This is a genomic window from Pseudomonas putida (genome assembly GCF_050990305.1).
GTDB lineage: Bacteria > Pseudomonadota > Gammaproteobacteria > Pseudomonadales > Pseudomonadaceae > Aquipseudomonas > Aquipseudomonas putida_AH.
Genome location: NZ_CP158817.1, coordinates 1910374 through 1937270, shown reverse-complemented (window position 1 = coordinate 1937270; position 26897 = coordinate 1910374). Strand labels below are relative to the sequence as shown.

26 protein-coding genes are annotated in these 26897 nt (G+C 58.6%); 3 read left to right on the top strand and 23 right to left on the bottom strand.

From position 1 onward, the window contains the following. Positions 1–178 precede the first annotated feature (178 nt). Positions 179–943, bottom strand: a complete 765-nt coding sequence (locus ABTV22_RS08960; protein ID WP_433739500.1) for a GntR family transcriptional regulator — start codon at positions 941–943, stop codon at positions 179–181. Between the two features lie 323 nt (positions 944–1266). Between ABTV22_RS08960 and ABTV22_RS08955 the strand changes: the two genes are divergently transcribed. Continuing rightward, positions 1267–2457, top strand: coding sequence for a benzoate/H(+) symporter BenE family transporter (locus tag ABTV22_RS08955; protein WP_433739499.1), 1191 nt, complete (start codon positions 1267–1269; stop codon positions 2455–2457). 153 nt (positions 2458–2610) lie between these two features. Here ABTV22_RS08955 and ABTV22_RS08950 read toward each other — a convergent pair whose 3' ends face one another. After that, entirely contained in the window at positions 2611–2955 is a 345-nt protein-coding gene (locus ABTV22_RS08950) for a YggL family protein (protein WP_433739498.1), read from the bottom strand. Between the two features lie 233 nt (positions 2956–3188). Between ABTV22_RS08950 and dacB the strand changes: the two genes are divergently transcribed. Continuing rightward, a complete protein-coding gene (gene dacB / locus ABTV22_RS08945; protein WP_433739497.1) occupies positions 3189–4649 on the top strand; it encodes a D-alanyl-D-alanine carboxypeptidase/D-alanyl-D-alanine endopeptidase in 1461 nt (486 codons plus the stop codon). A gap of 121 nt (positions 4650–4770) precedes the next feature. Here dacB and ABTV22_RS08940 read toward each other — a convergent pair whose 3' ends face one another. Together ABTV22_RS08940 and rlmKL are read right to left on the bottom strand one after the other, a co-directional pair. Continuing rightward, positions 4771–7170: a sensor domain-containing diguanylate cyclase gene (locus ABTV22_RS08940; protein WP_433739496.1), complete on the bottom strand. Its 2400-nt coding sequence runs from the start codon at positions 7168–7170 to the stop codon at positions 4771–4773. 208 nt (positions 7171–7378) lie between these two features. Next, complete coding sequence (gene rlmKL, locus ABTV22_RS08935; RefSeq protein WP_433739495.1) at positions 7379–9649, bottom strand: bifunctional 23S rRNA (guanine(2069)-N(7))-methyltransferase RlmK/23S rRNA (guanine(2445)-N(2))-methyltransferase RlmL; 2271 nt, start codon at positions 9647–9649, stop codon at positions 7379–7381. A gap of 529 nt (positions 9650–10178) precedes the next feature. Between rlmKL and rmf the strand changes: the two genes are divergently transcribed. Then, positions 10179–10394, top strand: coding sequence for a ribosome modulation factor (rmf, locus tag ABTV22_RS08930; protein ID WP_003223300.1), 216 nt, complete (start codon positions 10179–10181; stop codon positions 10392–10394). Between the two features lie 209 nt (positions 10395–10603). Here the strand turns inward: rmf and ABTV22_RS08925 are convergent, their stop codons facing one another. The 19 genes from ABTV22_RS08925 to ABTV22_RS08835 form a co-directional block, all read right to left on the bottom strand. Next, a complete protein-coding gene (locus ABTV22_RS08925; protein WP_433739494.1) occupies positions 10604–11623 on the bottom strand; it encodes a quinone-dependent dihydroorotate dehydrogenase in 1020 nt (339 codons plus the stop codon). A gap of 82 nt (positions 11624–11705) precedes the next feature. Then, entirely contained in the window at positions 11706–13073 is a 1368-nt protein-coding gene (locus ABTV22_RS08920) for a hypothetical protein (RefSeq protein WP_433739493.1), read from the bottom strand. A 48-nt stretch (positions 13074–13121) separates the two neighbouring features. Further along, a complete protein-coding gene (locus ABTV22_RS08915) occupies positions 13122–13559 on the bottom strand; it encodes a hypothetical protein (protein ID WP_433739492.1) in 438 nt (145 codons plus the stop codon). Continuing rightward, on the bottom strand, positions 13549–14268 hold the full coding sequence (locus tag ABTV22_RS08910) for an oxygen-regulated invasion protein OrgB (protein WP_433739491.1): 720 nt from the start codon (positions 14266–14268) through the stop codon (positions 13549–13551). The genes ABTV22_RS08915 and ABTV22_RS08910 overlap by 11 nt, the downstream gene beginning before the upstream one ends. Beyond that, positions 14240–14821 (bottom strand): secretion system protein, encoded by a 582-nt coding sequence (locus tag ABTV22_RS08905; RefSeq protein WP_433739490.1) that lies wholly within the window; start codon positions 14819–14821, stop codon positions 14240–14242. Before ABTV22_RS08905 ends, ABTV22_RS08910 begins: the two co-directional genes overlap by 29 nt. Further along, a complete protein-coding gene (locus ABTV22_RS08900; protein ID WP_433739489.1) occupies positions 14808–15530 on the bottom strand; it encodes an EscJ/YscJ/HrcJ family type III secretion inner membrane ring protein in 723 nt (240 codons plus the stop codon). Before ABTV22_RS08900 ends, ABTV22_RS08905 begins: the two co-directional genes overlap by 14 nt. Continuing rightward, positions 15527–15835: a type III secretion system inner rod subunit SctI gene (sctI, locus tag ABTV22_RS08895; protein WP_433739488.1), complete on the bottom strand. Its 309-nt coding sequence runs from the start codon at positions 15833–15835 to the stop codon at positions 15527–15529. The genes ABTV22_RS08900 and sctI overlap by 4 nt, the downstream gene beginning before the upstream one ends. A gap of 58 nt (positions 15836–15893) precedes the next feature. After that, positions 15894–16154, bottom strand: a complete 261-nt coding sequence (gene sctF, locus ABTV22_RS08890; protein WP_433739487.1) for a type III secretion system needle filament subunit SctF — start codon at positions 16152–16154, stop codon at positions 15894–15896. A 10-nt stretch (positions 16155–16164) separates the two neighbouring features. Next, complete coding sequence (locus ABTV22_RS08885; protein WP_433739486.1) at positions 16165–17337, bottom strand: PrgH/EprH family type III secretion apparatus protein; 1173 nt, start codon at positions 17335–17337, stop codon at positions 16165–16167. A 108-nt stretch (positions 17338–17445) separates the two neighbouring features. Beyond that, positions 17446–17892: a transglycosylase SLT domain-containing protein gene (locus ABTV22_RS08880; protein WP_433739485.1), complete on the bottom strand. Its 447-nt coding sequence runs from the start codon at positions 17890–17892 to the stop codon at positions 17446–17448. After that, positions 17889–19448, bottom strand: a complete 1560-nt coding sequence (locus ABTV22_RS08875) for a winged helix-turn-helix domain-containing protein (protein ID WP_433739484.1) — start codon at positions 19446–19448, stop codon at positions 17889–17891. The genes ABTV22_RS08880 and ABTV22_RS08875 overlap by 4 nt, the downstream gene beginning before the upstream one ends. A 248-nt stretch (positions 19449–19696) precedes the next feature. After that, positions 19697–19975 (bottom strand): phosphopantetheine-binding protein, encoded by a 279-nt coding sequence (locus tag ABTV22_RS08870; RefSeq protein ID WP_433739483.1) that lies wholly within the window; start codon positions 19973–19975, stop codon positions 19697–19699. A gap of 105 nt (positions 19976–20080) precedes the next feature. Next, positions 20081–21163: an IpaD/SipD/SspD family type III secretion system needle tip protein gene (locus tag ABTV22_RS08865; RefSeq protein ID WP_433739482.1), complete on the bottom strand. Its 1083-nt coding sequence runs from the start codon at positions 21161–21163 to the stop codon at positions 20081–20083. A gap of 13 nt (positions 21164–21176) precedes the next feature. After that, a complete protein-coding gene (locus ABTV22_RS08860) occupies positions 21177–22283 on the bottom strand; it encodes a cell invasion protein (RefSeq protein ID WP_433739481.1) in 1107 nt (368 codons plus the stop codon). Positions 22284–22307: 24 nt separating this feature from the next. Further along, a complete protein-coding gene (gene sctE / locus ABTV22_RS08855) occupies positions 22308–24077 on the bottom strand; it encodes a type III secretion system translocon subunit SctE (protein ID WP_433739480.1) in 1770 nt (589 codons plus the stop codon). A 23-nt stretch (positions 24078–24100) separates the two neighbouring features. Continuing rightward, entirely contained in the window at positions 24101–24562 is a 462-nt protein-coding gene (gene sicA, locus ABTV22_RS08850) for a type III secretion system translocator chaperone SicA (protein ID WP_433739479.1), read from the bottom strand. A 260-nt stretch (positions 24563–24822) separates the two neighbouring features. Continuing rightward, positions 24823–25857 (bottom strand): EscU/YscU/HrcU family type III secretion system export apparatus switch protein, encoded by a 1035-nt coding sequence (locus ABTV22_RS08845; RefSeq protein ID WP_433739478.1) that lies wholly within the window; start codon positions 25855–25857, stop codon positions 24823–24825. Beyond that, positions 25832–26638, bottom strand: coding sequence for a type III secretion system export apparatus subunit SctT (gene sctT / locus ABTV22_RS08840; protein ID WP_433739477.1), 807 nt, complete (start codon positions 26636–26638; stop codon positions 25832–25834). Before sctT ends, ABTV22_RS08845 begins: the two co-directional genes overlap by 26 nt. Before the next feature lie 4 nt (positions 26639–26642). Then, the gene (locus ABTV22_RS08835) at positions 26643–26897 is read right to left on the bottom strand and encodes an EscS/YscS/HrcS family type III secretion system export apparatus protein (RefSeq protein WP_433739476.1); all 255 of its coding nucleotides are present in this window, start codon (positions 26895–26897) and stop codon (positions 26643–26645) included.

Below are 26897 nucleotides of genomic sequence, written 5' to 3'. Positions count from 1 at the left end.
GAAATAGCAGACCAAAAAAATCCCCCGTTGCTCTTCAGCCCGGGGGATTTTTATTGCCTGTCCTGCCGCCATCGCTGGCAAGCCAGCTCCCACAGGATTCGCGGTGGAACGCAAATCTTGTGAACCCCACAAATCACTGTGGGAGCTGGCTTGCCAGCGATAGGGGCAACACGGTCTATCAGATTTTCGCCGACGAACGCCCAGGCTTCTTGGTCTGCAATAAATGCGAGAACACCGCATGCAGATCATCCGACGCACTTTCTTCGTCGAGGTTGAGCTTGCTGTCGATGTGATCCATGTGATGCATCATCAGGTCCACCGCCAGCTCACCGTTGCGCGCTTCGATCGCGTCGATCAGTTGGGTGTGCTCGTCGTAGGAGCAATGGGAGCGGTTGCCGCTTTCGTATTGGGCGATGATCAGCGAAGTCTGGGACACCAGGCTGCGCTGGAAGCTGATCAACGGCGCGTTTTTCGCAGCTTCAGCCAGTTTCAGGTGGAATTCGCCCGACAGACGGATACCCGCGCCCCGATCGCCACGGGAGAAGCTGTCGCGCTCGTCATTGACCATTTGGCGCAATTCAGCGATCTGCTCGGCGGTGGCGTGTTGTACGGCCAGCTCCGTAATCGAACGCTCCACCAGACGCCGCGCAAAGAACACCTGACGCGCCTCTTCCACGCTGGGACTTGCAACCACGGCACCACGATTGGGCCGCAGCAGCACCACGCTTTCATGGGCCAGGCGCGACAACGCGCGGCGAATGATGGTGCGGCTGACCCCGAAAATCTCCCCCAGCGCTTCTTCGCTCAACTTGGTGCCGGGCGCCAGACGCTGTTCGAGGATGGCCTCGAAGATATGCGCGTAGACAATATCGTCCTGGGTACCGCTGCGGCCGGCTTTGCCTGCTCGCGGTTGTTTCTTGAGGGGTTGCAACTGTTCGTTCATGGGCACTCGAGTCGGGAGAACTGCGGCGAATAGACCGTGACTGTAATACGGCACAGTGGGTCGCTGGCAAGTATCGCGTAAAAAACACGGCGATTGTACACAATGGTTAGTGTCAAAACGACTGTACGGCTGTTTGTCGCTTCTGCTGTATGGCAACGCCTGCTTACATTTGAGTTTAGGCTTAAACCCACAATCCATAGCGTTTCTCTGTAGGAGCTGCCGCAGGCTGCGATCTTTTGACGTTGTTTTTCAAAATCAAAAGATCGCAGCCTGCGACAGCTCCTACAGGGAATGTCTTTTTCAGAACCAGGAACACCGCTGTCATGAACGACGCCACACAGACCCAGCTTCGCCCATGGGCCGATACCTCTCCCTCGGCCATCGTGGCCGGTTTCATCGCCATGATGACCGGCTACACCAGCTCCCTGGTGCTGATGTTCCAGGCCGGGCAAGCGGCGGGCCTGACCAGTGGTCAGATTTCGTCGTGGATCTGGGCGATTTCCATTGGCATGGCGGTGTGTTCGATCGGGCTGTCGTTGCGCTATCGCACACCGATCACCATCGCCTGGTCGACCCCCGGCGCAGCATTGCTGATTACCAGCCTGGGCGGTGTGAGCTATGGCGAAGCCATCGGGGCCTACATCACGTGCGCGGTACTGGTGACGATCTGCGGCCTAACCGGTAGTTTCGAGCGCTTGGTCAAGCGAATCCCGGCGTCACTGGCCGCCGCGTTGCTGGCGGGGATCCTGTTCAAGATCGGCAGCGAAATCTTCGTCGCCGCCCAGCATCGGACCGCACTGGTGCTGGGCATGTTCTTCACTTACCTGGTGGTCAAGCGCCTGTCGCCACGCTATGCGGTGTTGGGTGCACTGTTGATCGGCACGGCATTGTCAGGACTCATGGGTTTGCTGGATTTCAGCGCTTTTCACCTGGAAGTGGCCACGCCGGTCTGGACCACGCCGCACTTCTCCCTCGCGGCCACCATCAGCATTGGCATCCCGCTGTTTGTGGTGGCGATGACGTCGCAAAACATGCCGGGCATCGCCGTGTTGCGCGCCGATGGCTACAACGTGCCGGCCTCGCCACTGATCACCACCACGGGCATCGCGTCCTTATTGCTCGCGCCGTTCGGCTCACACGGGATCAATCTTGCGGCCATTAGCGCGGCGATCTGCACCGGGCCGCATGCCCATGAGGATCGCAACAAACGCTATACCGCCGCAGTCTGGTGCGGGGTTTTCTATGGGATCGCCGGCGTATTTGGCGCGACATTGGCGGCGCTGTTTGCCGCGCTGCCCAAGGAATTGGTGCTCTCGATTGCTGCACTGGCGCTGTTCGGCTCGATCATCAACGGCCTGAGCATTGCCATGAGTGAAGTGAAGGAACGGGAAGCGGCGCTGATCACCTTCATGGTCACGGCATCGGGGCTGACGCTGTTTTCCATTGGCTCGGCATTCTGGGGGATTGTCGCGGGGGTGGTGACGCTGATGATCCTGAATTGGCGTAGGACTTGAAGACCCGCTCTTCGTAGGAGCAAAGCTTGCTCGCGATAGCGGTATTACTGTCACATCGATATTGATTGTGATGCCGCCATCGCGAGCAAGCTTTGCTCCTACAAAAAACGGGCATAAAAAAACGGCGACCCTGAGGTCGCCGTTTTCGCTACATCACTTCGCCGGGTTGATCGGCTTTTCCGGGTACCACACGTCCAGCAGCGGGCTGACTTCAACGCTGGTCAGCTCGGAGCGGCCCTTGAGCCAGGCTTCAACGGCTGCACGTTGTTCGTCGGTCACCGAGCCACGCTTCTGCAGGCAAACCAGACCGTAGTCGTCGCCGCCAACATAGCCCAGACCGTTGGCTTCCATGGCTTCTTTGAGGAACGCATCGAGGAAAGCGTCAATGGCTTCTTCAGACAGGTCTTCTTTGAAGTCCAGGTTCAGTTCGAAACCCAGCTCTTGAAATTCATCGACGCACAGTTTTTTGCGCAGACGCTGGGAACGGTTAGTCGCCATTGGAACAATCCTCTTAAGTAATAACGGCCGGCACTTTAGCAGTTTAAGCCGCCAATTGCCCGCCTCTGAAGGGTGCACACCCTACCGCCGGTAAAAAAACAGCCGATAACAGGACCAAGGCACGGCACAAGGCACGATACCTTGGGGCATAATGCCGACACTTTCATGACCACTGAGGGCTTTTATGTTCATGCCCTCGTCTTTTTCCCCTCGGCTGCAGGGTTTTATTTCACATGATCAAATCGTTACGTCCATTGCTGCTGGCCAGCCTCCTTTTCCCGCTGGCCCTCCCCGTATCCGCGGAACCGATCAACACCGCGCTGTCGCCCAATGTTGAAAAAGCGCTCAAGGCCAGCAAGCTGCAGGACAACGCCCTGTCGCTAGTGATGATTCCGCTCACCGGTCCCGGCACCCCCACTGTTTTCAACGCCGATGTTTCGGTCAACCCCGCCTCGACCATGAAACTGGTCACCACCTACGCGGCCCTGGAAATGCTCGGCCCGAACCACCAGTGGAAAACCGAGTTCTACACCGATGGCACCCTCAGCGGCGGCATCCTCAACGGCAACCTCTACCTGAAGGGTGGCGGCGATCCGAAGCTGAACATGGAAAAACTCTGGCTGCTGATGCGCGACCTGCGCGCCAACGGCGTGACCCAGGTCACTGGCGACCTGGTGCTGGATAAAAACTTTTTTGTGCAACCGCAACTGCCTGAGTTCAACGACGACGGCAATGACGAGAACAAGCCGTTTCTCGTTAAACCCGACGCGTTGCTGGTCAACCTCAAGGCCTTGCGCTTTGTCGCGCGCAACGACTCGGGCAAGGTGCTGGTCTCGGTGGAACCGCCCATCGCCAGCATTCGTATCGACAATCAGGTCAAGGCCATCAATTCCAAGCAATGCACCGGCGGGGTGCGCTACAACCCGGTGCCCCAGGCCGATGGCAGCGTGACCGTCACGGTCGGCGGTCAATTGGGCGAAGGCTGCAGTTCGCAGACTTACCTGTCGCTGCTCGACCACGCGACCTACACCGCTGGCGCCGTGCGCGCGATCTGGAAGGAGCTGGGTGGCAGCATCCAGGGCCGGGATGTGCTGGCGGCAACGCCCAAAGATGCCAAGGTACTGGCCCGTGCATTCTCCCCGGACCTGGCGGAAATCATCCGCGACATCAACAAATACAGTAACAACACCATGGCCCAGCAACTGTTCCTGAGCCTGGGCCAGAAATACCGCACCGATGCCGACGCCGATGACGCCAAGGCCGCCCAGCGCGTGGTCCGCCAGTGGCTGGCGAAGAAAGGCATTACCGCGCCGCACCTGGTGATGGAGAACGGCTCCGGCCTGTCCCGCTCCGAACGCGTCAGCGCTCGGGAAATGGCTTCGATGCTGCAAGCCGCGTGGCACAGCCCCTACGCCGCCGAGTACATCAGCTCGATGCCGATTGCCGGCACCGATGGCACCATGCGCAAACGCCTGAAGACCACCGCGATGCGCGGTGAAGCCCACGTCAAGACCGGCACCCTGAACACCGTGCGCGCGATTGCCGGCTTCAGCCGCGACGTCAACGGCAATACCTGGGCGGTGGTGGCGATCCTCAACGACAAAGCGCCGTTCGGTGCATCGTCAGTGCTCGATCAGGTGCTGCTGGACCTGTATCGCCAGCCGAAACTGGCGCAGACGGCTTCGGTGTTGTAACCATCAATCCCCTGTAGGAGCCGAGCTTGCTCGCGATAGCGGCGGCACATCCAACTTAGATGTGACTGACACTCCGCCATCGCGAGCAAGCTCGGCTCCTACAGGTTTGCGTACAACGACGTCAATTCATCTCCCCCTGCACCCGATCCCTGCCCGCCTGCTTCGCCGCATACACCCCGGAGTCGGCGCGCAACAACAGCGCATCCGCGCCTTCGCCAACTCGCCAACTGGCCATCCCGAAACTGGCCGTGACCACGCCCACCTCATCGATCGGCGCACTGCGCAAGCTTTGCCACAGTTCCAGCGCCAGCACATTGGCCTGTTCGCCGTCGATGTCCGGACACAGCACCATGAACTCTTCACCGCCCAAACGGCAAAACACATCCGTGCGCCGCAACCGACGGCCGATTCGATCGCACACGGCCTGCAACACCCGGTCGCCCACGGCATGGCCATACTGGTCATTGATGCGCTTGAAGTGGTCGACGTCGAGCATGATCACCGACAGTTCGCCGCCACCGCGCTCGACCCGGGCCATCTCGGTCATCAGGCGCTCCTGGAAATAGCGGCGATTGTGGATACCGGTCAGGGAGTCGGTGATGGACAGCGCACGCAGTTCCTCTTCCACCCGTTTCATGTCGGAAATGTCCGAGATATAGCCATGCCACAGCACACCTCCGCCGGGCAGTTCTTCCGGGGTCGCTTCGCCACGGACCCAGCGTAAGCCACGCTCTGGCAGCTGCACGCGATACTCCTCGCGCCACGGGCTGAGGTTGTCCGCCGACTTGCGGATCGAAGCTCGGACGCGGGTCGTGTCTTGTGGATGAATCCGCGTGAAGATGGCTTCGGCATTGAGCAGCAACACGTCCGGGTCCAGTTCATAGATCTCGCGAATACCGTCGCTGGCGTAGATGACACTGAAACGGCCGTCGAACTCCATCTTGAACTGGTAAATCCCGCCTGGCACATGGGCACTGAGTTTCTTCAACAACAAGTCCCGCGCGGCCAGCGCCTCGTGCACGCGTTTGCGTTCGGTGATGTCGATGCACACCGCCAGGTGCCCGACCCACAGGCCTTGTTCGTCGAGCACCGGAGTGGCCAGCATGTTGACGGTCAAATGGCTGCCATCGCCACGCACCAGTGTCCACTCCCGCGCTTCATGCCGGCCTTCCACATTGCTTCCCACCAGCATGGCATGGCACGCCGGCACCGGCTTGTTGAAGCGTGCGCTCAATTCGGCCGACCGCGCCGCAAGCTCCCTGGGCAGGTGCAGGTTTTCCAGAGTCATGTGCCCCACTACATTGCCGGCCTTATAGCCAAGCATTTGTTCGGCACCGGCATTGAACGTGGTGATGACCCCGCGCAGGTCCGTGGCGATGATCGCCACTTGGGTAGCAGCATTCAGCACGCTGCGTAACTGACCATGGGTTCCCCGCAACTCTTGTTCGCGGGCGTGCAGTTCCTGGGTTCGCTGCTCGACCATTCTCAGCGCTCGCTGGCGCTGACTGACCAACACGTAGAGCAGTGCACTGAGCAATAAACTGAGCAAACCGCCAAGCACCACCATCGCGGTGACTGACGAATGGTTGGCCTGCAGAAAGGCCTCACTGGGCTGGATGTCGATTTGATAGTCGTGATCGGCCAGGCGCAACAGGCGAGTCGTGGACAACTCGCTGACGGCAGGCGGGTTTGGCGATTCGAACAGTACTTCGTGCTGTTCTTCCGTGGACAGGTCCAAGATGCGCACCGAGAGATAATCACGGCCCGCCTCAGGCAAACCATCGGCCAGCAACTGGCGCATGCTGATCACCGCCATGACATAGCCAAAGGGTTTGTCGGTCGCACCATTCGGGTTATCGCGCAATATGACTGGCGCGACCAGCAATACACCCCGCGCATAGGCCGGTTCAATGCTGACCAGGTGCATCGGTTGCGACACTGCCATGCGTCGATGCTGATCGGCACGCTCCAAGGTGGCGCGGCGCAACGGCTGGGCCAGCAAGTCGTAGCCCAGCGGCGCACCGAGTTTGCTTTGCGTCTGGCTGTACAGCACCGCCACGTACTCATCCCGCTCGCCCGCCAGTTGCAACTGGCCGTCGGCATTCAGTTCGCGCAGGGTAAAACCGGTCAGGCCTTCGTCCCGCGCACGCTGTTCGAACGCCGCCCGTTGGTCGCCACGGACTCGCTCAGCGAACGAATACGCCTGGGTACGATGTAACAAGGGTTGGGTATAACCGTTGAATTCCTCTCGGGAAACCGAATCGGAATTGGCAAAGAACCGGCGCAAGCCATCGAGGCGCTGCTCCTGGTCTTCGAAACGCTCTTCGATACGGCTATAGCGTTCACTGGCCAGCAGCTGGAAACGTTGTCGCAATTGATGGTGAAACAGATTGAGCGTCGACCAGGCGAGCAATCCTGTGAGAATCCCGCCGACGAGCAATACCAACAGCGCGACCCACCAGGCCGAGACATCTTCGTGGATAAACCCCAGGATTTTTGGGCGCACGGCGTGCAACGACATAAAACCCAACTCAAAACGCCAGGTGCGGGAAAGCCCTTTGGCCCTGAGTTGAGTTATAGCTATTAGCCACTAATTTGACCAGCACTGAACCCCTGTAGGAGCGAGCACGCTCTCGATGAACGTCAACGATGACGCGGGCTGACTGGATGCCCACGTTGTCCGGACGTTTTTCGCGAGCTTGCTCGCTCCTACAGGAGAGCAATCACCGTCAACGGGCGGTGATTTTCCAGGCGCGGTGGATCTTGGCGTTACGGGCAAAATCCGGGTCGATGGTCTGGGCGGTAATCTCTTCGATCGCATAACGCTCGGACAGATTGGCCTCCAGCTCGAACTTGCGGAAGTTGTTGGAGAAGTACAAAACGCCGCCGCTTGCCAGCCGTGCCATGGCCAGGTCGATCAACTGCACCTGGTCACGCTGCACATCGAAAACACCTTCCATGCGCTTGGAGTTGGAGAAGGTCGGCGGGTCGATGAAGATCAGGTCGTACTCGTCGCGAGCGTTTTCGAGCCAGGCCATCACATCGCCCTGCTCCAGGCGGTTCTTGTCGGAGAAACCGTTCAGCGACAGGTTACGGCGCGCCCAGTCCAGGTAGGTTTTCGACAGGTCGACACTGGTGGTGCTGCGTGCACCGCCCTTGGCCGCGTGAACACTGGCGGTGGCGGTGTAGCAGAACAGATTGAGGAAGCGTTTGCCGGCCGCCTCTTTCTGAATGCGCATGCGCATTGGCCGGTGGTCGAGGAACAGGCCGGTGTCGAGGTAGTCGGTGAGGTTCACCAGCAGCTTCACGCCGCCTTCGTTCACCTCGACGAACTTGCCCTGTGCCGCCTGGCGCTCGTATTGCTTGGTGCCGCTCTGGCGCTCGCGACGCTTGACCACCACGCGGCTCTTGTCGATGTTCAACGCCTGCGGAATGGCCGCCAGGGCATCGAACATGCGCGCCGAGGCTTTTTCCGGATCGATGGATTTGGGGGCGGCGTATTCCTGGACGTGGACCCAATCGTGATACAGGTCGATGGCCATGGAGTATTCCGGCATGTCGGCATCGTAGACACGGTAGCAATCGATGCCTTCACGCTTGACCCACTTGCCCATGGCCTTGAGGTTCTTTTGCAGGCGGTTGGCAAACATCTGCCCGCCTTCGCTCAGACGCGGTTGCTCGACCACCGGCGCGGGAGCCGGGGCCGGTTTGATCGGGTTGCCATTCTTGTTGAACTTGCGCTCTTGCGGCTCGCTCGGGGACTGATCATAAGCGGCCTGTTCACGCTCGGCCTGACGCTGTTCCGGGGTCCGGCGCTCGCCGGTGACGAACTGATCCGGCAAGACCTTGATCAGCAGCAGCTTGCACGGCAAGGCGCCGTTCCAGAACGAATACTGTTTGTGGCTGCGGATGCCCATGCGCTTGCCCAGGTCTGGCGCGCCGGTGAACACCGCCGCCTCCCAGTTCAGGCAGGCCTGACGCAGACGCTCGCCGAGGTTCTGGTAGAGGTAGAGCAGGCTCGCCTCGTCACCCAGACGCTCGCCGTATGGCGGGTTACAGATCACCAGGCCTTTCTGGTTTTGGTCCGGACGCGGCTCGAAGGTCGCGACTTCGCCCTGGTAGATCTTGATCCACTCGCTCAGGCCAGCACGCTCGACGTTGTTGCGGCCCGGTTGAATCAGGCGCGGGTCGGCTTCGTAACCGCGAATCCACAGCGGCGGCTTGGCCAAGCCGGCTTCGGCGCGCTCGACGGCTTCTTCATGGAGTTTTTTCCACAGCGCCGGCACATGACCCAGCCAGGCAGTGAAACCCCATTGTTCGCGACGCAGGTTTGGTGCGATATCGGCGGCGATCATTGCCGCTTCGACCAGGAAGGTCCCCACACCGCACATCGGGTCCGCCAGCGCGCCGCCTTCGGCCGCGATACGTGGCCAGCCGGACCGGATCAGGATCGCCGCCGCGAGGTTTTCCTTCAGCGGCGCCGCGCCTTGCTGCAAGCGATAACCACGCTGGTGCAGGCTGTGACCGGACAGATCGAGAGAAAGAATGGCTTCGCCACGGTCCAGACGCAGGTGGATGCGCAGGTCCGGATTGAGTTTGTCGATACTCGGACGGTCGCCCTGTGGGGTGCGCAGTTTGTCGACGATGGCGTCCTTGACCTTCAGGGCGCCGAAGTGGGTGTTGTCGATACCCGAGCCGTGACCACTGAACTCCACGGCCAGGGTACCGTCACTGAGCATGTGGTCTTGCCAGTCGATGTCCAGCACGCCGTGGTACAGGTCTTCGGCGTTTTTCATCGGGAAACGCTTGAGTACCATCAGCACCCGGTTGGCCAGACGTGACCACAGGCACAGGCGATAGGCGGTTTCCATGGTGGCCATGCCGCGCACGGCAGAGGTGTGCTCACGTGCTTCCTCAAGGCCAAGCCCGACGGCTTCCTCGATGAGCAGGCCTTCAAGGCCTTTTGGGCAAGTGAGGAAGAGTTCGAAACGATCGGACATGAGGATACGGAGCCTTTAGCTGAGTGGACCGGCAACGCATTGCCGGCCCGGTTTTCAATCAGGCGCTTTTCTCGAAGAGCGCCCGCGTGGCACGAAGGTGTGCCGTTCCACCCCTGCTGCTCGGGTTAAATGAGCTTAGATGCAAGGACAGATAAAAAAGTTGATGCAACAAAATGTCATAAGTCGACCCTTCGTCGAATAGTGCCGCACTGCAACGCGAGGCATTCTCACCAAAGGATTAACTGGTTCATTCTGCGGGGGGCCGATCATACAGGGGTTTGACTAATAAATACGTGACAACCATCGTGTTACTTATGGCCTTAACACATGAATGATTACGTGCTTATGACAAAACGATCATTCCCTCGATGTGACGCATTGGTTAGAACTCAATACAGGTTGGCGCCGCAATGACGCCAGCACCTTGGCTCGCCACGCCGGCAGCGAGCCCCCAACGGCAGAGTTTTTCTGCCTGACCTCGATTGAGGTCGACGCGATAAATACAGTCAACAAGTGAGGGCAACACCCTATGAGAAGACTTAAGCGTGATCCGTTGGAAAGAGCATTTTTGCGCGGATATCAATATGGCGTAGGTGGCAAGTCCCGTGAGCTTTGCCCATTTACTCTACCGTCGGTACGCCAAGCCTGGATCAACGGCTGGCGAGAAGGACGCGGCGACAACTGGGACGGTATGACCGGCACTGCGGGAATCCACAGACTCAACGAACTTCACGCCGTCGGCTAACACAGGGCACAACACTCCGACACGACAATCTGATTACGTAACCAATTAACCACGCGCGTCCCATCCGGACGGCGGGCTACGGCCCAGGGGCTCCTTCAAGGAGCCCTTTTTTATGCCTGTCGTTTGGCCGCCCCCCCTGTAGGAGCACGGCTTGCCGGCGATGGCGATTTCAAGGACGCCATCGCCGGCAAGCCGTGCTCCTACAGGAATTAGCGCAGGGCGGCGATGGCGTCCACGGATTCGCGGATCAGTGCCGGGCCTTTATAGATGAAGCCCGAGTAAATCTGTACCAGGCTCGCACCGGCGGCGATTTTCTCGGCCGCGTGCTTGCCTTCAGTAATGCCGCCCGCCGCAATGATCGGCAAGCGACCACCCAGCTCTGCCGCCAGCACCCTCACCGTGTGAGTGCTCTTGTCGCGTACCGGAGCGCCCGACAGACCGCCCGCTTCGTCACCATGCTCCATGCCTTCGACGCCTACGCGGCTCAGGGTGGTGTTGGTGGCGATAACCGCGTCCATGCCGGTTTCGATCAAGGCTTGCGCGACCTGTGCAGTTTCTTCGTCACTCATGTCCGGGGCAATCTTGATCGCCAGCGGGACGTGTTTACCGTGACGCAGTGCCAGTTCCGCCCGGCGCGTGGCCAGGTCGGCCAGCAATTGCTTGAGCGAGTCACCGAACTGCAGGCTGCGCAGGCCCGGGGTGTTCGGCGAGCTGACGTTGACCGTCACGTAGCTGGCGTGGGCGTAGACCTTGTCCAGGCAAATCAGGTAATCGTCCACTGCGCGCTCGACCGGCGTATCGAAATTCTTGCCGATGTTGATGCCCAGCACGCCCTTGTACTTGGCGGCCGCCACACGGGCCAGCAGGTTGTCGACACCGAGGTTGTTAAAACCCATGCGGTTGATGATCGCTTCGGCTTCCGGCAGACGGAACAAGCGAGGCTTGGGATTGCCCGGCTGCGCACGCGGAGTGACGGTGCCGATTTCGACAAAACCGAAACCCAACTGGGCGAAACCGTCGATGGCCGCGCCGTTCTTGTCCAGACCGGCCGCCAGCCCTACAGGGTTGGGGAAGTCCAGGCCCATGACCGTCACCGGCTTCTTCGCCGGCGCCTTGCACAGCAACCCGTTGAGCCCCAGACGCCCGCCTGCGCCGATCAGGTCCAGGGACAGATCGTGGGAGGTTTCCGGGGAAAGTTTGAACAACAGCTGACGGGCCAGGGTGTACATGGGCGACTTGGACTCGGGGCGGCGAAAAGTGGCGGCGATTATAGCCGGGGTTGATGGGTGCAGGCGACCTCTTTGCCTTGCCTCAAGGGCTTTCGATTTGTTCTGGCGCGTAGGTATTATCCGTGCGTTTGGCACTGCCAAAGATCAGTGGAAAATAGATCAACATCGCCATCATCGCCAGACAGCCGTTCAGGATGTGCCCCTGGTACCCCTCATCGATGTCGGATTCAATCAGCAAACCCGCTACCGCGCCAACGACCAGGTTGATCGCATGCCCCGCCGAAAGTCGCATCGCCCCAATATCTAACAGCGCATCGCCCAACTGCGCGCCGGTAGGTAGCTGTTGCTCGACACGCACCCTAACTTCCCTTTGCTGCCAGGCTTCAAGGTCAAACAAGGCCGAGTCTCGCCCCAGAGACGGATTCAACATGTGCAGACTTTTAAAGACAGCGGTGAGGACATCGTCCAGGGCCATGCCAAAACCGTTCAACGCCCCCTTGATAGCATCTGCCCCCAAGCTGTAGCCAAGCCCCGTGGCCGCCCGCGCAGCACCGCTAGTGGGAACCAGTTGCCCCAGCTCCGCCAGTAAAAACTGGGCGGCGCCGTAAGCAGCGGTTGTTGCCCCAGTGTTCAGCACATTGGCAGACCCGGCATTGCTCACTAGAGGAAACAGGGCATTGAGCAAGCCCCTGACCAGTGTGTAAATCGATCCACCCACCACCGCCGGTAACAACCTGCTGGTCGCGCCCGTTGTATGCGCAAAAATCAGCGCCCCCACCGAAACAACCGCCATACCGACACGTCCCAGGCGCGATGATGGGCTCGCCGTCCTGTCACATTCGTGTCGAATAGCTCCAATCAAGGATAACGTCGGTCCGATCATTGAAATCCCGGCCACCATCCACGCACGGGTTGCCTCAGTGGAATCACCTTCGCGCAGGGCTTGCTCAATGTGGTAACTCACGATCTGGCGCAGCACTTCACTCAACGCAACGATCAAACCCGTACGGCCGGTGATATTAAGCAGATTCAGCCCTGGGCCTTTGGCCGCCTCAAGCCACTCCATGCCCGCTTGAAGCAGAGTTTGCATTCGGCTGTCGCGGGTTTGCTCGCTGTCTGCGGCATTCAACGTATCGACCCGAGCAAAAAATTCTCCAACAAGCTCATCGGGCAAGTACCTGTTTTGATCGATGAATGCAGTGACCCTTCCCACCACAGTCTGGTCAATCTCACCTAATTGCCTGTAAGTCTCCTCCAGCTCAACCTTCACTACACCGCCCATTCGCCGCATAGCAACTGCTACTTGCCTGGACGTCCCCAAGCTCTCCACTTGAAAGAGCGGCGACGGTATAAATGCTGACGGATCAAGCGGCATTGAATTGCATGCTGCTGAGGAACTATCGGGTAAAGCAATGACCCGTATTGGTGAGCCGGCAATCGGTTGAACCATTGTCACGTCCCATTCATTGATTAAGGATGCTGTCCTGTAGCAGACGTTTCACCACTCACTCTTCTCCCATGCCTCATCCCCCATCGGCTCGAACACCTCTCGCATGAAGCCCTTCACGAACAGGTCCATGCCAAACGCCAGGCCGTTGGCGCCGCTGATTTCCTTATAAATCCGCGACGTTTCCAGACCCTCGTCTTTCAACCGGATCAGCACCTCAAGCGTGACCGCCATCAACGCCTTGGCAGTGGGGTACGCGGGTGATTGCCCATCCGGGCCACGCAACGAGCGGAGAAACTCATAAATGGACTTTTCACCCTGCCCCTCCATGGCCAACAGGTGTTGATACAAGCGTTCGAACTCAGGGTCCGGGCGCTGGCTGCCTGGCAGTTCGAGACCGGCGGCGATCAAGCGTGACTCCATCGTCTGGACCGACGGGCTCGCACCGTGATCAGGCGTACCGTGATGGTTCAGGGCATCAATCTTCATGACGTACCTCGGTCAAGGCCGTGTGAGTGGAGCCGGCAGAACGCTCGGCGAAGGTTGAGCACAAGTCCGTGAGCGCCTGCAGCGATTTTTGGTCGAGGGTGCGAACCGACGTCGGCAGGTGACTGACACACGCCAGCAACCGCGGCTCCAATCGTTGCCGGGTGGCTTGAACATCGAATTCCAGCAGTTGATCGGCAAGCCGCGCCACGTAGCGCTCTTGCGGGTGATAGTCGAGGACCAGTTCGCCGGACCAGAGCGTGTGCAATCGCTCGCGCAGTTCATTGCCCCGCGAGCGGAAATGCTTGGGCAGTAGCACGTGCAGCACCGCGCCGGATTCGTGAGGTTGCTCCGTCAACCAGCGCTCCAGCATGTCGTCCAACCATTCGGGACGGCTCAAAGCCTGTGCGAGCAAGTCATGGGCTGCCTGTGCAAGGTCTTTGCGCAATTGCATCCCCAGTGATTGCGACTCAAGCAAGCCATCAGCCAGATGTTCGGTCGCGCGCAAAATACCCTCGGCATACCCTTCCTCAAAGGCATGGGCGCGAACCGCAGCGGCATCCTGTCGAGCCTGTTCGACACAGTCACGGGCCCAGCGTTGTGCTTGTTGCTGCAAGGTACGACGCTGACGTGCGGCAGCCATGTCCTCACGGGACACATGCACGCTGCTCGACTCAGGCAGTTCAGTCAGGGTTCGGATAGCGTCGAGCATGCTGCACCGCCAGAAAGAAAAGAGCTGTATCGGGTTTTGAGACCGGCCATTGCCTGTACAAGCGCACAACCGGTTCGGAAAATTGCAGGGGCAAGCGCTCGAGCAACATCGGGGGGATTTGTTCGTGCCAACTCCATAGCGCATTGAGGCCGGCGGCTTCGACCTGCTCCATTGAAACGGGCGAGCGTTCGATTGGCAGACTGCGCCTGTCTCTCAGGTGGATACCGGCGAACCGACGCAGAGGCATTGGCAGGGATCGCAACGCTGCGCCTCGCGCCAACTCGGGCATCAAGCGATGAGCGCCCATCAGCCTGGCGATACAGGGCAATTGCCGCCAATGGAGAACCCATTGATTGGCCACCGCGGTCAGCGGCGTCGAAGGCCATGCCCCTTGCAGCTCGAGGCCTTGCAACTCGAGGCCTTCCAGCACGATCCGATTGAGCAGCGTCCGTGCCTGAGGCCCATCGAATCCAGGCGCAACCGTCAGGCGTTGCGGATGCAGATAGCCCAGCGGCTCGGCGAGAATTTCCCGCAGGCATTCAGCGTGCGACATCACGCCGTCCTGCGCCTGATTGGCGGTAGGCCCAGGCTGCGCCGCCAGCCAACAGCAACCCGGCGATCACAGACAGCAACCACACCCCGTGCAATGGCTGCTGCGATGCAGCCACGGACGGAGCAACATGTTGTGTCGGTGAACGCTTGCTCAAAATGACCGAAATGTTCTCGTACTCGACCGCCGCAAAACTGTTCTTGAGAAAACGCTTGATGTCAGTGATCAGCAATTGCGCTTCGACATCGCGCTCATGCATCACCACCGCCGAGAGGTGAATGGGTGGCGACTTGCGCCCGCCTTCGCCGGCATCCAGGTCGTAACTGACATGCACCCGCGCCGAGACCACGCCTTCGAGCACACCCAGTGACTGCTCGATGCGCTGCTCAAGTGCGGAATACAGCCGGGCTTTTTCCGCACGGGGCGACGCCACCAATGAATCGGCAGGAAACATCTGCGCCACTTGCACCCGAGGCCGGGACGGCAAGGAATAGAGGCTGAGCAAATCGACAGCGGCGGAAAAGTCGATCGGGTCGATTTTCACCGCATAACCGGTTTTACCGGCGTCGACCTTCACCGCCGCGATGTTGTTGCGCTGCAGGACCGACAGCACTTCATTGGCCTGTTGCTGGTCGAGCCCTTCAAGCAGATTCGGCTGTCGACACCCCGCCAGCGCCAGACACGCCAGCATCAACAACACCGCACGCCTCATGAGGCACGCAACAGTGTTTCGGCCGTGCCCACCGCTTTGCGCACCAGTACGTTGAGCAAATTGATGTCCACGTTGTATTGCCCGGTCAGTTCTTGCAGCTGACTCAGTACTTCGGGGTCGGTAATGTCCGGGCGTTGCATCATCTGGTTGATCGCTGAAACGTCTTGATGGCTGCTGACCGTCGAACCGGCAAACGCCTCGATTAACCGAGACTCCAGAGAAACGATCGAGCCTTCCTGATGGCCACGCAGTTCGACCAACGCTGACGGGCCAATGCCGGATAAGAGAATGTGTGGATAAGGCATGCCGTGCACTCATGAAAATGGCCATCGTCAAGCGCCGATGGCCGGGGCAAAAAAGGGATCAGCGAGCCGCCTGGATAATCGCCATGTCGATGTCCTTGAACCCCTTGATCGTGTTGGTCTGGGCGTTTCGAAACACGGTGTAGGAAGAGAATGCGGTCTGATAAGCGGCCAGCAGACCCGGGTCCGACGCATCGAGCTTGAGCTTATCCAGTGCCTCATCCAGTGCATCCTTGAGTTTGGAGGCACCTTTTTCGAATGCATCGGCCTGCCGCCCGAGAAAGTCATCGGGAAAGTTGATGGGGATACCAATTTCAGCCATGAATCACCTGTTAGCGTTGAGTTGGAAAATGCCAGGATGACGAGGTCATCTTGATGTAGCCCTGCGGGCCGGTTTGAAACGACTTGCCTACGAGCGCATCGTCCGCAAGCGCAACAGTGAAATGAACGTAGCGATCACCCCACTGCCGGTAAAAGCTGTCGACGTATTGGCGAACCGCCGCCCATTGCGAATCCTGCAAGTTGCCCGTCACCGCAAACGTGACACTGTCCCCCTGTTCGACGCGCTCAAAGCCCAAAGACAGGCGTTGCAAGCCTTCCTCAGCGAGTTCGGAGAGACGCTGGTCATCCTGCAGTTGCACGGCGATATCCTGGGCGTAAGGCGCCACCTCGAGCAGCGCGTCGAGCAGTTCTTTTTGCTTGTCGGGCGTCAGTAGAGTGCGTTGAGCGCTGAGCAACAGCCGCGGCATCGACGGAGTTTTCAGATCAATGGAATGCCAGGCCAGTTGTGGATCATGGTCAGTCAGCAACTGTTCCAATCGACGACGCTCCTGATCCATGACCAGCACTTTGCCGTTGTGCGTGTTGTGGCGCATCAGCACCTGTCGGCTCCAGCTGGCATCGCGTTCGGAAGACACAAAAACGTAAACTGACTCGTCACGACCGCGCAGTACTTCAACTTCTGCGCTGGCGCCGGCGATCAGTGCGCGGATGTCAGTTTCCGGCGTCGGTTCCTGCACCGACCAGAAGCCCACCACGAAGACCAGTCCAGTCAGTGCCAGGCCGCCGGCGACCCATCGTGCCCAGCCTCTGCGCCAACCGGCATCAACGACTGCATGGGCATAGACGTCAGGTAACGGTTGCAGGCGTTCAAGTGCCCAGGGTTGGTTATCGGGACGCAGCGCAATTTGCAGGCCGCCGATCTGCACCCTCGCGTGAAAGGCGCAGTGACGTATTTCGTCCGACTCATTGAACACCCGCAACGGCAAGCCATCGGCCGTAGCTTGATCGGCCAGCACCTCAAAATTGCATCCGCCGTCCTCCAGGGGAATGAAGATGGCCTGCTCCGGAACGCTGGCAGTCAGTACCCCCTCCCCCAGCAGATCTACAGCCCCGACCACAAACAGGGTAGAGGATTGGCCAAGGGGAAATTCGCAACCCTGCAGCGGACCGTTGAGTATCCGCAGAACGCAGGACCGAAATGCGGGGGCCGTCAGATCTGTCACCGTTCAAGCTCCGGAGCTGTGAAATGAGCGGACAAGGTAGAAGCGAAGGCGGCAAGATTCCTGATCAAATTCTGCTGATTGGGACCTGCAAAGGATCAGAATTGCCTCTCACCGCGACGTGATCACCTGATAGCGCTGCCAGACCATGCGCGCATAGCGAAGACGCGCGGCTTGTCGATGGGGTGAATTGCCGGCGTTGTAAGCGCCTACAGCCGTCCAGTTATAGCCGTAGCGGGCGATAAAACCGGCCAGCACCGACGCACCGACTTCGACCGACAGGCAAGGCTCATCCAGCAGGCGTTGTTCGGTGATGCCCTGGGCGCTTAATCGGGGAAGATGGCTGCTGTTGATCTGCATCAGCCCGATATCCCGCGAGCCGTCCTTGTTGACGTTGATAGCATCCGCTCTCTGCCTTGATTCGACATCGGCGATCGCCTGAAGCAATTCGGGCTCGATAGCATGCTGCTCCCCGGCCCGATTCCAGCAATAGGCGTGAGCCTGCTGCGCTCCAACCCACAGAATCACGATCAACCACTTGATCCTGCGTGACTTCATGCCAAACGCCGTCCATCATCGAGAGCAGGCAGATCCCGTGACGGGACATCCAGCACCGGTTCCTGACGCCGAAGATCTGTCGAGCGCAGCAAGGACTGCCACAGTGGCGCTACGACTGACTGACCCCGCCCCCCGCCAATGTCCGGGGACTTCATCAAGCGCAACCAACTTGCATACTGGCTTCGGGCGATGAGTGGGTTGCCGCCAAATAGCACGTTCCAGGCTGCTTGCCCTTGCTCACCGACAGCACTTTGAGCCAGACCCACTTGTTCAAGCTCATGCCAAGCTGCCTGATGCTGACCGAAATACGCCAACACCACGGCATGCAGAATCACCAGCAGAGGATTGCCAGTACCACCTTGCTGCAAGGCCCGACGGGCCATGAGCACAGCTTCGGTGGGGCTTTGCGCCAGTGCGATACGTACCCGCAACACCTGTGCCCGTACGCAATCCCGATCATGATGCAGACACATGTCGATACTCTGTGCGGCCTGCTCATCGCGCCGCCAGAACCAGTGGTGCCACGCAAGAAAGTAGTGAACGTCTGCTTGGTCAGCCACCAATAAGCAGCGCCGGAAAAGTACTTGGGCTGCCTGTTCACAGCCACGAAGACTGGTGAGCAGCGCCAGACGAGTCAACACCAGAGGGTTGTTTGAGTCCAGCGCCACGGCATTGGAAATTGCCGCTTGGGCCTCCTCAAGCGCACGCCCCTGGTAACACAGTCCGATCATCGCCAGTCCCAGCCAGGCATCCGCCAAGCCACACCACGACGGCGCATACCCGGCATCGAGCTTCAGGCAATGCCGAAACTGCACCAAGGCATCGCGCAAGCTTTGCGGTGTATGTTGATGCACGCTGCACAGGCCGTTGAGATACGCCACCGCAGCCGGGTATGACGCGCAAGAGTTACCAATAGGTCGCAGCCTGGGAATACGTTGCGCCACCACACAGGTCAAAGCACCGAGCGTCTCCCCGAGGTCGCTGGCATTCAGCGTCTGTCCATGCAGAAGGGATTGATCACTTCCCCGGATCAATTCGACTGACCATTGGTGCTGTCCACCCGCGCCAGAACAACGTCCACTCAAGAAGAAATCCGCGGACAATTGCCCCGCCAGTGACCGCACATCCATCGGATGCCCGCAAGATGCCATCAGCCCCGAGGGAATGATGTGCAATGCCTCGCCGAACGCAGCGGTCAACTGGCGGATCATCACATCCTGCAGATCCAATGCCACCGACTCGTCCAGATTTCGAAAGGGCAGAACGGCCAGCGAAGGCGTCGCTGTCCGCACCTGATTCGGCGCGTCGAGCTCGACTACTGGAAAGGTGAACCGATAACCCTGACCATAGACCGTCGCAATGAAATCCTTGTTCTCTTTGAGCAACTTGCGCAACGCGTAAATGCAGCGGGTCAACGACTCCTCGGCGGCATCCATCCCGGGCCATACCCGGTCCAGCACATGATCCTTGCTGACCACCTTGCCCGCTGACTTCAGCAACAGGCGCAATACGCTCAACTCTTTGGGCGGGACGTGAACACCTTGCCCATCTCGCATCAGCGTTCCATCGCTCAGCAATTGCCAGTGATCAAAAACGAATGATCTGACCGGCGTTTGATCAGTTGCACTGTCCATACTCGGAAACTTCTCTATAGAAAGGTACTGAAGCGCAAACGAGCCCGCGGGTGGGCGGGCTCGAGATAACAAGCGGCGTGACTATAGGAAGTTGAGTGGGACTAATCCGTAGTACAACAAGCCATGCAATCGATAGAAAATACGACTTAGACCGTAGGAAAATTCATCACTTATTCAGCCCTCAAGTTCTTGATGCTTTTTCCAACCTTGATCGACTCACAGATATCGCTCACCGTTTTCCACTCTTCGATGCCAGCCTCGGGCAACTCGAGACCGAACACTTCGTTGAGCTCCATGACTATTTCAACCAGACTGATGGAGTCTGCATACAAGTCTTCCACCAACCGCGAGTTCAACTCGATCCTCGGGTGGCTTGGCGGAAAATACTTCGAAAGCGTTTTTATTACCTGATGCTCAACTTCGAGTTCTGAACTCAGAAGAACCGACATGACTTTCTCCACTACGACCAAAAAGCAGGCACAACTTCGATTTAAACAAACCAGCGCAACGGTCGCCTGTTAACCCCGCAAATGAGCTGCCTTGCACCAAGCACTTCAAAAATTCAACATCGCCTTCAACATGTCCGCAAACTGATTAAGGTGTGAAGACAGCGTTTTATTGAAGTTGTCATGATAAGAGTTGGCATTCGAATACTTCTGCGTGAAGGACTGCAGCATGTTTTTCATGTGCTCTTCCTGGGCATTGAAGCCGGTTTGCCAGGCTTGGAATTTCGCGGTGTCCCACGTCACCGTACCGCCGGCCGGCAAGCTGTTTTTCATGGTCAGCAGCGGTCCCGTATCGATGACGACGCAATAAGAGCCATCAGCATTCTGTTTAAGGCAACTGGCAGGCAAGCCCAGTGCTTCTCGCCATTTTTCCGCTTCCTCCCGGCTTGCGCCGCCCTCACCGGGTTTGGGGAATAACACCGAGGCGGGGTTGGGATGGGAGTATTTCTGCAGAAGACTGTCCAAAGCCGCTCTCAATGCGCCGGCGTTCAACGTGACCTCTTTGCCATCGTTGGCGCCTTCGATCCAGTCCTTCAGCTTCGCGGTAATTTCGGCATTGAAGTCCTTAAAGAATTCCGAGTAAGCCGCGATGATGTGTTCGTAACCGGCCAGGTAGCCGTTCTTGATCAGATCGATGAGGTCGAGGAGCTTGTCGAAAAAGTCATTCGACGATGTCAATATCGCTATGTATTCGTCGGCGATCTCGGGTGGCGCAGGGTGTCCGAGCAGGTCTCGCAAAATACGGTCTTGCTCATTTTCAAGTTGCTGGCGTTGTTCCGAAGGCAACGTTGCCATGCAATGGGCCAACACCGCAAAGCACTGACGCATCTGCTGAGTCCACATTTGTGAACGGATACGCTTGGCCTGGAGCTGTTCGACAAACTCCGCGATGAAGCTTTGCGATGCCCCATCGCCTGCGCCTCCTTCCACTACTTTTGGCGTGGCTAACGGACACTTGAGCATGTTCTCGAGATGACGATTCGATGTTTTCACCGAACGCTCAAGCAAATGCATCAGGGAAAAACCGGCAGGTACCTCAGGTGGCATTTCCGGGGGCGGTGGTGCATCAGTGCCGATACTGAAGTCAGCCAGTGGTCTGGCCACTGGCGGGACGAAATCGTTGATTCTCATGTAGATCCCTTACTCAAGCACTGAGGGCGCGAATGACGTCAGCACGCGATTGAAAAAGTTGCATCACCATCTCCATCAGTTTTTGCAGTAACGCCGCCTCCGCCGAATCTTTCTGTCCGACCTCATCACTCAAGCTCTTCTGAGTGTTCTGCGCGCTTTGCTGCAGGACCTCTTTCTCCCGTGCCTCATGCTCGGCCATGCGCACGATGCTGGACACCACCTGACTCATACTCATCGACATGGCATTGAGCGCTCGACCGATTTCAAGTTTCTTTTCGATGCCCTTGCTGCCCATCTGGCTCAACCAGTCGGAGGTCTGGCTGACCTTTTGCGCCTTCAGGATCTCCCCGTCGAACCACGCCTGCTCCTGAGGCGTCAATGTGCTGCCCTTGGGTTTGAAATCAACTGATGTCGAGCGACCAAAATCGTCGAAGGTTTTTATTTTGTAGGTCGTTTCAGGGTTCCAGTTATCACGACCACGATCTTGCCGGAGGTCACCTGCGATGTTTCCGGCATCCAGGGAATTGCGCTTGTGCAGGCTGATGTCCGCATGCTTCAACCCTTGCCCCTGAAAGGTCTTGGCCATGGCAAAACCGGCAATGGCACCGGAAACCACCGCCGCAGTAATTGCACTGTTCAGTGCAGCTTTTCCGGACTCGACGATGGCGGCGCCCTGGGCCTTGGCGGCGTCGGCGGCCATAACGCTGAAGTGGCCTCGCAATTGCGCGTTGGCCACCCGCGAGATGTTCAGCGCGATGATGGCGGCGACCAATACGTTGGCATGTTTCTCCCAGGCGCCGGGGTCGAATATCAGATCGTTTCTGACTTCATCGTTCACCAAACTCATGCCCGCAACAAAGTCCTGCCAGTCGGACTCGGTGGCCTGGTGTGCGTTGATTTTCCTTTCAAGCTCCTCAGCCGCAGGTACCGAAGAGTGACTGTTCTGGAGTATTTGCTTTTCAGTGATCTGATCCATAGATACCGAATCTGTCAGGCGCTTGTCTTTGCGCTCCGTTGAGAACCGGTTCGAGACATTCGCTTCGAGCAGACCGGCATCGTTGACTGAGTCGTGAGTCAACAGCGTATGTGCAGCCCTTGCAGCAGGAAAAATCGTAAACATTAAATATTCCTTTTATCTATTGGTTCAAACGTGCCGAACCATCTGCAGGCTCACGGAATGGCTGCGTTGCAAATCGGCAAACACCTGCTCGATCTGGCGAGTTCTGTCCTGCATTGCCGTGCCGTAGTCTTCGACCAGCCGGGTGAGGTACGAGGTAATTTCTTCGCTGATCGCCATCCGCACTTTCACATCAGCCAAATGCACGGCAGCCTGGGCCTGGTGCATCCCACTGCGGATCTGCAATCCGCCCTGCACCGCCACGTTGCCGAACTCGGTAACGGCCTGAGCGATCTCCAGATTGGCGGCATAACGGGCGAGGGTCACAGGGTCGGCGCCATGGGTGATGAAGCCGCGCAACTGGGTCAGCATCTGGGTCAGCGAGTTACCAAGTGATGAAGCCAATTGCCGCATGGCCTGCATCGTTGCCGGCGCCGCCTGCGCCACCACCGAAGCCAGTTTCGAGGCAACGGCGCTGACCATCGGCCCGATTACCTGAGCCCCGACCACAGCTACAAGGGCCACCGCAGCGAGGGTCGAGGCAATCCCCTGGATCATGCCGGCGATTTGTGCGATGTCCCTGGCGGTTTGCTCATCGACACCCACCGCGATCAATAAGCGGGTATAGAGCTCGGTGAACAGTTTGATGGCTTCCTGCATCACGGTTGTCAGCGGCTTCATGGCTTCGGCCATGAACGAAGTGCCCGTCGCTTCCTTGACCACGGCATCGGAAATCATGATCGCCGCGCCGATCACACCCACGGCGATGAGCACCGGGTTGGCGGTCAGCACACCGGCAGCGATGGTCGCCACGGTCAGAATCGCCCCGACGATGGCACCAATGCAGCCCATGGTCTTTTGCAGCGCCTCGGCCTTGCGCACCTCTTCCAGATACTTGTCCGACTCAAGCTGCATTTTTTCCTGAAGCCTGGCCTGCAACTCCTGGAACAGCTCCTGACTGAGTTCTTCCTTGTTCTGTGCCGCCTCGCCGAGCATCTCGATGATCTTCAAGCGGTTCAGCAGAGCCAGGGCGCTGCTGCTCAGAGCCTTCTCATTGGATTCCTTGATTGAGGAACCGCCGAGACCTGTCTCCTGTACTTTGATGGCGACCACGGCCAGGGTTTTGGCGTTGGCATTAGCAATCTCGATCAGTTTCAGGTGAGCATCGGTGGCTTTTTGCAAGGTCTGGGTGTGGCCCGCAAGTTCGCCCTTGAGCTGGTCGCGCAGCGCCAGTTCACGCGCATATTCAGGTGATTCCGGATCCAGCCCCGCCAGACGTGCCTCGCATTCATCCAACAGCCCCTGCGCATGCTGGACACGCGATTGCAGTTGATCGAGATGCTCCTGACTGCTACCAACGGCGCCTTCGGCGGCCTCTAGTGCTTCGACAGCCGCTGCGTATTCGGCAGCCAGTTTTTCATGCCCCTGCTGCCTGGCACCCGCCATGGTTTGCAGCATCGCCAGTCGATTCTTCAGCTTGTTGACGTCAACCTCACCGATCAGCTCGCTGATCATCGCCATCAACAACGTAAACAGGTCGCCGTTGGTTTCCTGCTTGTTACCGTCTGCTCCAGGCGGTGGCGCCTGCAGCACTGGTCTTCCCGTACCCGTTGCGGACGCATTGTGCGCCCCCTGGTAATTCACCGACATCAGGCGCGCCAATGCCTCCTGGCCGGCTTTCTGAAAGTTCTCTGTCCTGGCAGCCTGGGCGGCGGCCTTTCCATATTTTTCAAAGGCTTCAGTTCGGCTTAATGCCCCCTGAATGACCGTATTGAAGGTGCTTCTGATTTCACTCATGTTCAGTCCTCCGAACAGTGCTGTTACATTTGCCCCAGTGCGTCGAGATACACCCGGGCCTGATCGCGCAGATCGTCTGGCGCGGCCTGTTCAAGTACATACTCGAAACACAACCTGGCCTTGCCGACCCTGCCCAAAGCGAGCTGGCATTGACCGGTGTAAAACATCGGCCGCCAATCGCTCTTGCCTTGGGCGAAAGCGATCGCGTATAGATCGATCGCTTTCTGATGGTTCTGCTTGAGTTGATGCACTGCCGCCAGTCCCATCCAGTAATGGCTGTTGTAAAAGTCGTAGATGCACAGGAAGTGAAAGAACTTCTCGGCATCGTCCAGTCGACCCTGCTCATAGAACTGGTAAGCGAAGGCATACAGGCTGTTCATCTGATCATCGCTGATGCCTTGCACGTCCTTTAACGCCGCGCCACCGAGCACCGCATCCACAACATCCAGCGCGATCTGTTCATCTTGTTTGTTGTTGCGACTCATCAGCCACACTCCTGAAAAAACGTCAGCGCTGCTGACAACTGCATTGAGCCAAAGCACGGATGGGCACGCTGCCAAATTGCGCTCACGCCGACGATGGAATGAATGAGCGCTTCGTCAACCACCGACTGTAGGAGCGAAGCTTGCTCGCGATGGTCAAGAGGGCGATGCGTTTCGTCAGACCGCACGCGTTATCGTTGACGTCCATCGCGAGCAAGCTTCGCTCCTACAGGCGGCCATTGGCCGTTGGCGGTTCATGGGGATCAGGCGTTTTCGACTTGTTCGAGCCAGATCAGCAGGCGCAGCACTTCTTCGATTTCCTGCACCTGCAGGAAGCTGTAGCGCTGGTGGGTCTTGTAGATCCGTCGGGCCAGGGCGATGTCGTTGATCACAGGCACGCCAACTTCCTTGGCATAGGCTCGAACGGCCAGGGCGCGCTGGTTGGTTTCCATCAGGGAGATAAACGGCAGCACGGTGATTTCCGGACGGAAGTACACGCCGATGGCAATGTGGGTGGGGTTGGCGATGATCATTCGCGAGCTGCGCACATCGGACTTGACCTGCTCCGATAGCAGCTCCATGTGCAGGTTACGACGGCGTCCCTTTATTTCCGGATTGCCGTCCTGTTCCTTGTGTTCACGCTTGACCGAGTCCTTGTCCATCATTTGATCTTTCATGAACAAGGCGTATTCGCTCAGCGCATCGAGCACGACAATCAATGCGATGCACGCCAGAAACGCCAGCACCAATACCAGCAGCAAATGCCCCCAGATCGCAAACAGGTCCGGTGCCTGAGCGAACAACTGGGCCAACAGCAATTGGCGCTGCGTGACCCAGACGATCCACAGCGCCATGGCAAAACTGCCCAGGTACAACAGCGCCTTGACCGTGTCCTTGACCGTGCGCAGGCTGAACAATTTCTTGAAGCCGTTGATCGGGTTCAGTGCCCCGAAGTTCAGCTTCAAGGCTTCGCTGGCCAGGGCAAATCCGCTTTGTAGCAACGCGGGTAGAGCACTGGTCAAGACACACACCAGCAATAGCGGCAGCAGCGTCTTGAGACCCACGACCACCAGCATCGCCGAGTACTTTTGCAGGTCGGCGTCGAAATCGCTGGCGATGATGCGTCGGTAGACCTCCATGATTTCAAGCAGCGAGCTGTTGAACACCATGTAGGTGATGCCGCACAGGGTCAGGCAGGTGATCACCAGATCCTTGGCCTTGAACGTCTGCCCCTTGCGTGAGGCATCGCGCAGTCGCTTGGCGGTGGGTTTCTCAGTCTTCGAAGCGCTGGACGACATCAACCGCCTCCCCGTCGGTCGCCAGATAGTGCTCCAGCACTTGGGATTTCGTGCCCATGCGCAGCACTTCGTCCGGCAGGTGCACGCCGAAATACAGCATCAACACCACCAGCGCCACCAAGCTCTTGACCGTCAGGGATACCGAGAAGGCGTTCATCTGCGGCGCGTATCGCGAGAGCAGGCCCAGCAGCGCCTCGCTGACCAACAGCGTGGCCACCACCGGTGCGCTGATCACCAGTGTCTTGCTCACTAGCGCATCCAACAGGCTCAGGATCGGTTGCAGGTATAGCTCGCAGCCGTTCACCGGCGCACAGATCCGGTAGCTGTGACCAACCGTTTCCAGCATCAACAGCATCCCGCCGCCTTCGAGGTACACCGCCGCCGCGAACAGCTGGAGAAAGTTCGCCAGTTCCGAGGTGTCGACGCCGTTGGCCGGGTCCACTGTGCTGCTGAGCATCGCCCCGCGCTGGTTGTCGATCAGGTTGCCCATGGCGTGCAGCACCCAGAACGGCCAGCACAACAGACAGCCCAACAAGACACCAATCCCGGCCTCGCGTAGCAGCAAGCCAAAAAACGCCACGCCATCAAGCGTGGGCAACGGCACACCGACGTAGACCCAAAACCCCAGCGCCACCAGCACAATCACCGCCTGACGCGCCGCACCGGTGAGTACGCTGCTGTTGAGAAACGGCAGCATGAAGAAAATCGGCGCCAGGCGCGCGACACCCAAAATCGCAGCAGCGAACAGTGCATACAGATCGAAAAACAGACTCACCGACATCGGCCTAACCCAGCGCCAGGCGCATGACTTCGCGACTGAAATCGAGCAGGGTTTCGCCATACCAACCCGAGAGCAGAAACAGACAGGCCGCCACCGACAACAGCTTGAAGCCGAACGGCAGCGTCTGTTCCTGCAACTGGGTCACGGTCTGGATTAACCCGACCACCAGGCCAACTACGGTGGCAACAATGATCGGCCACGCCACCAGCAACAGGATCAGGTACAGGGTTTTGTTGCCGGCATAGACCAGTTCGTTCAT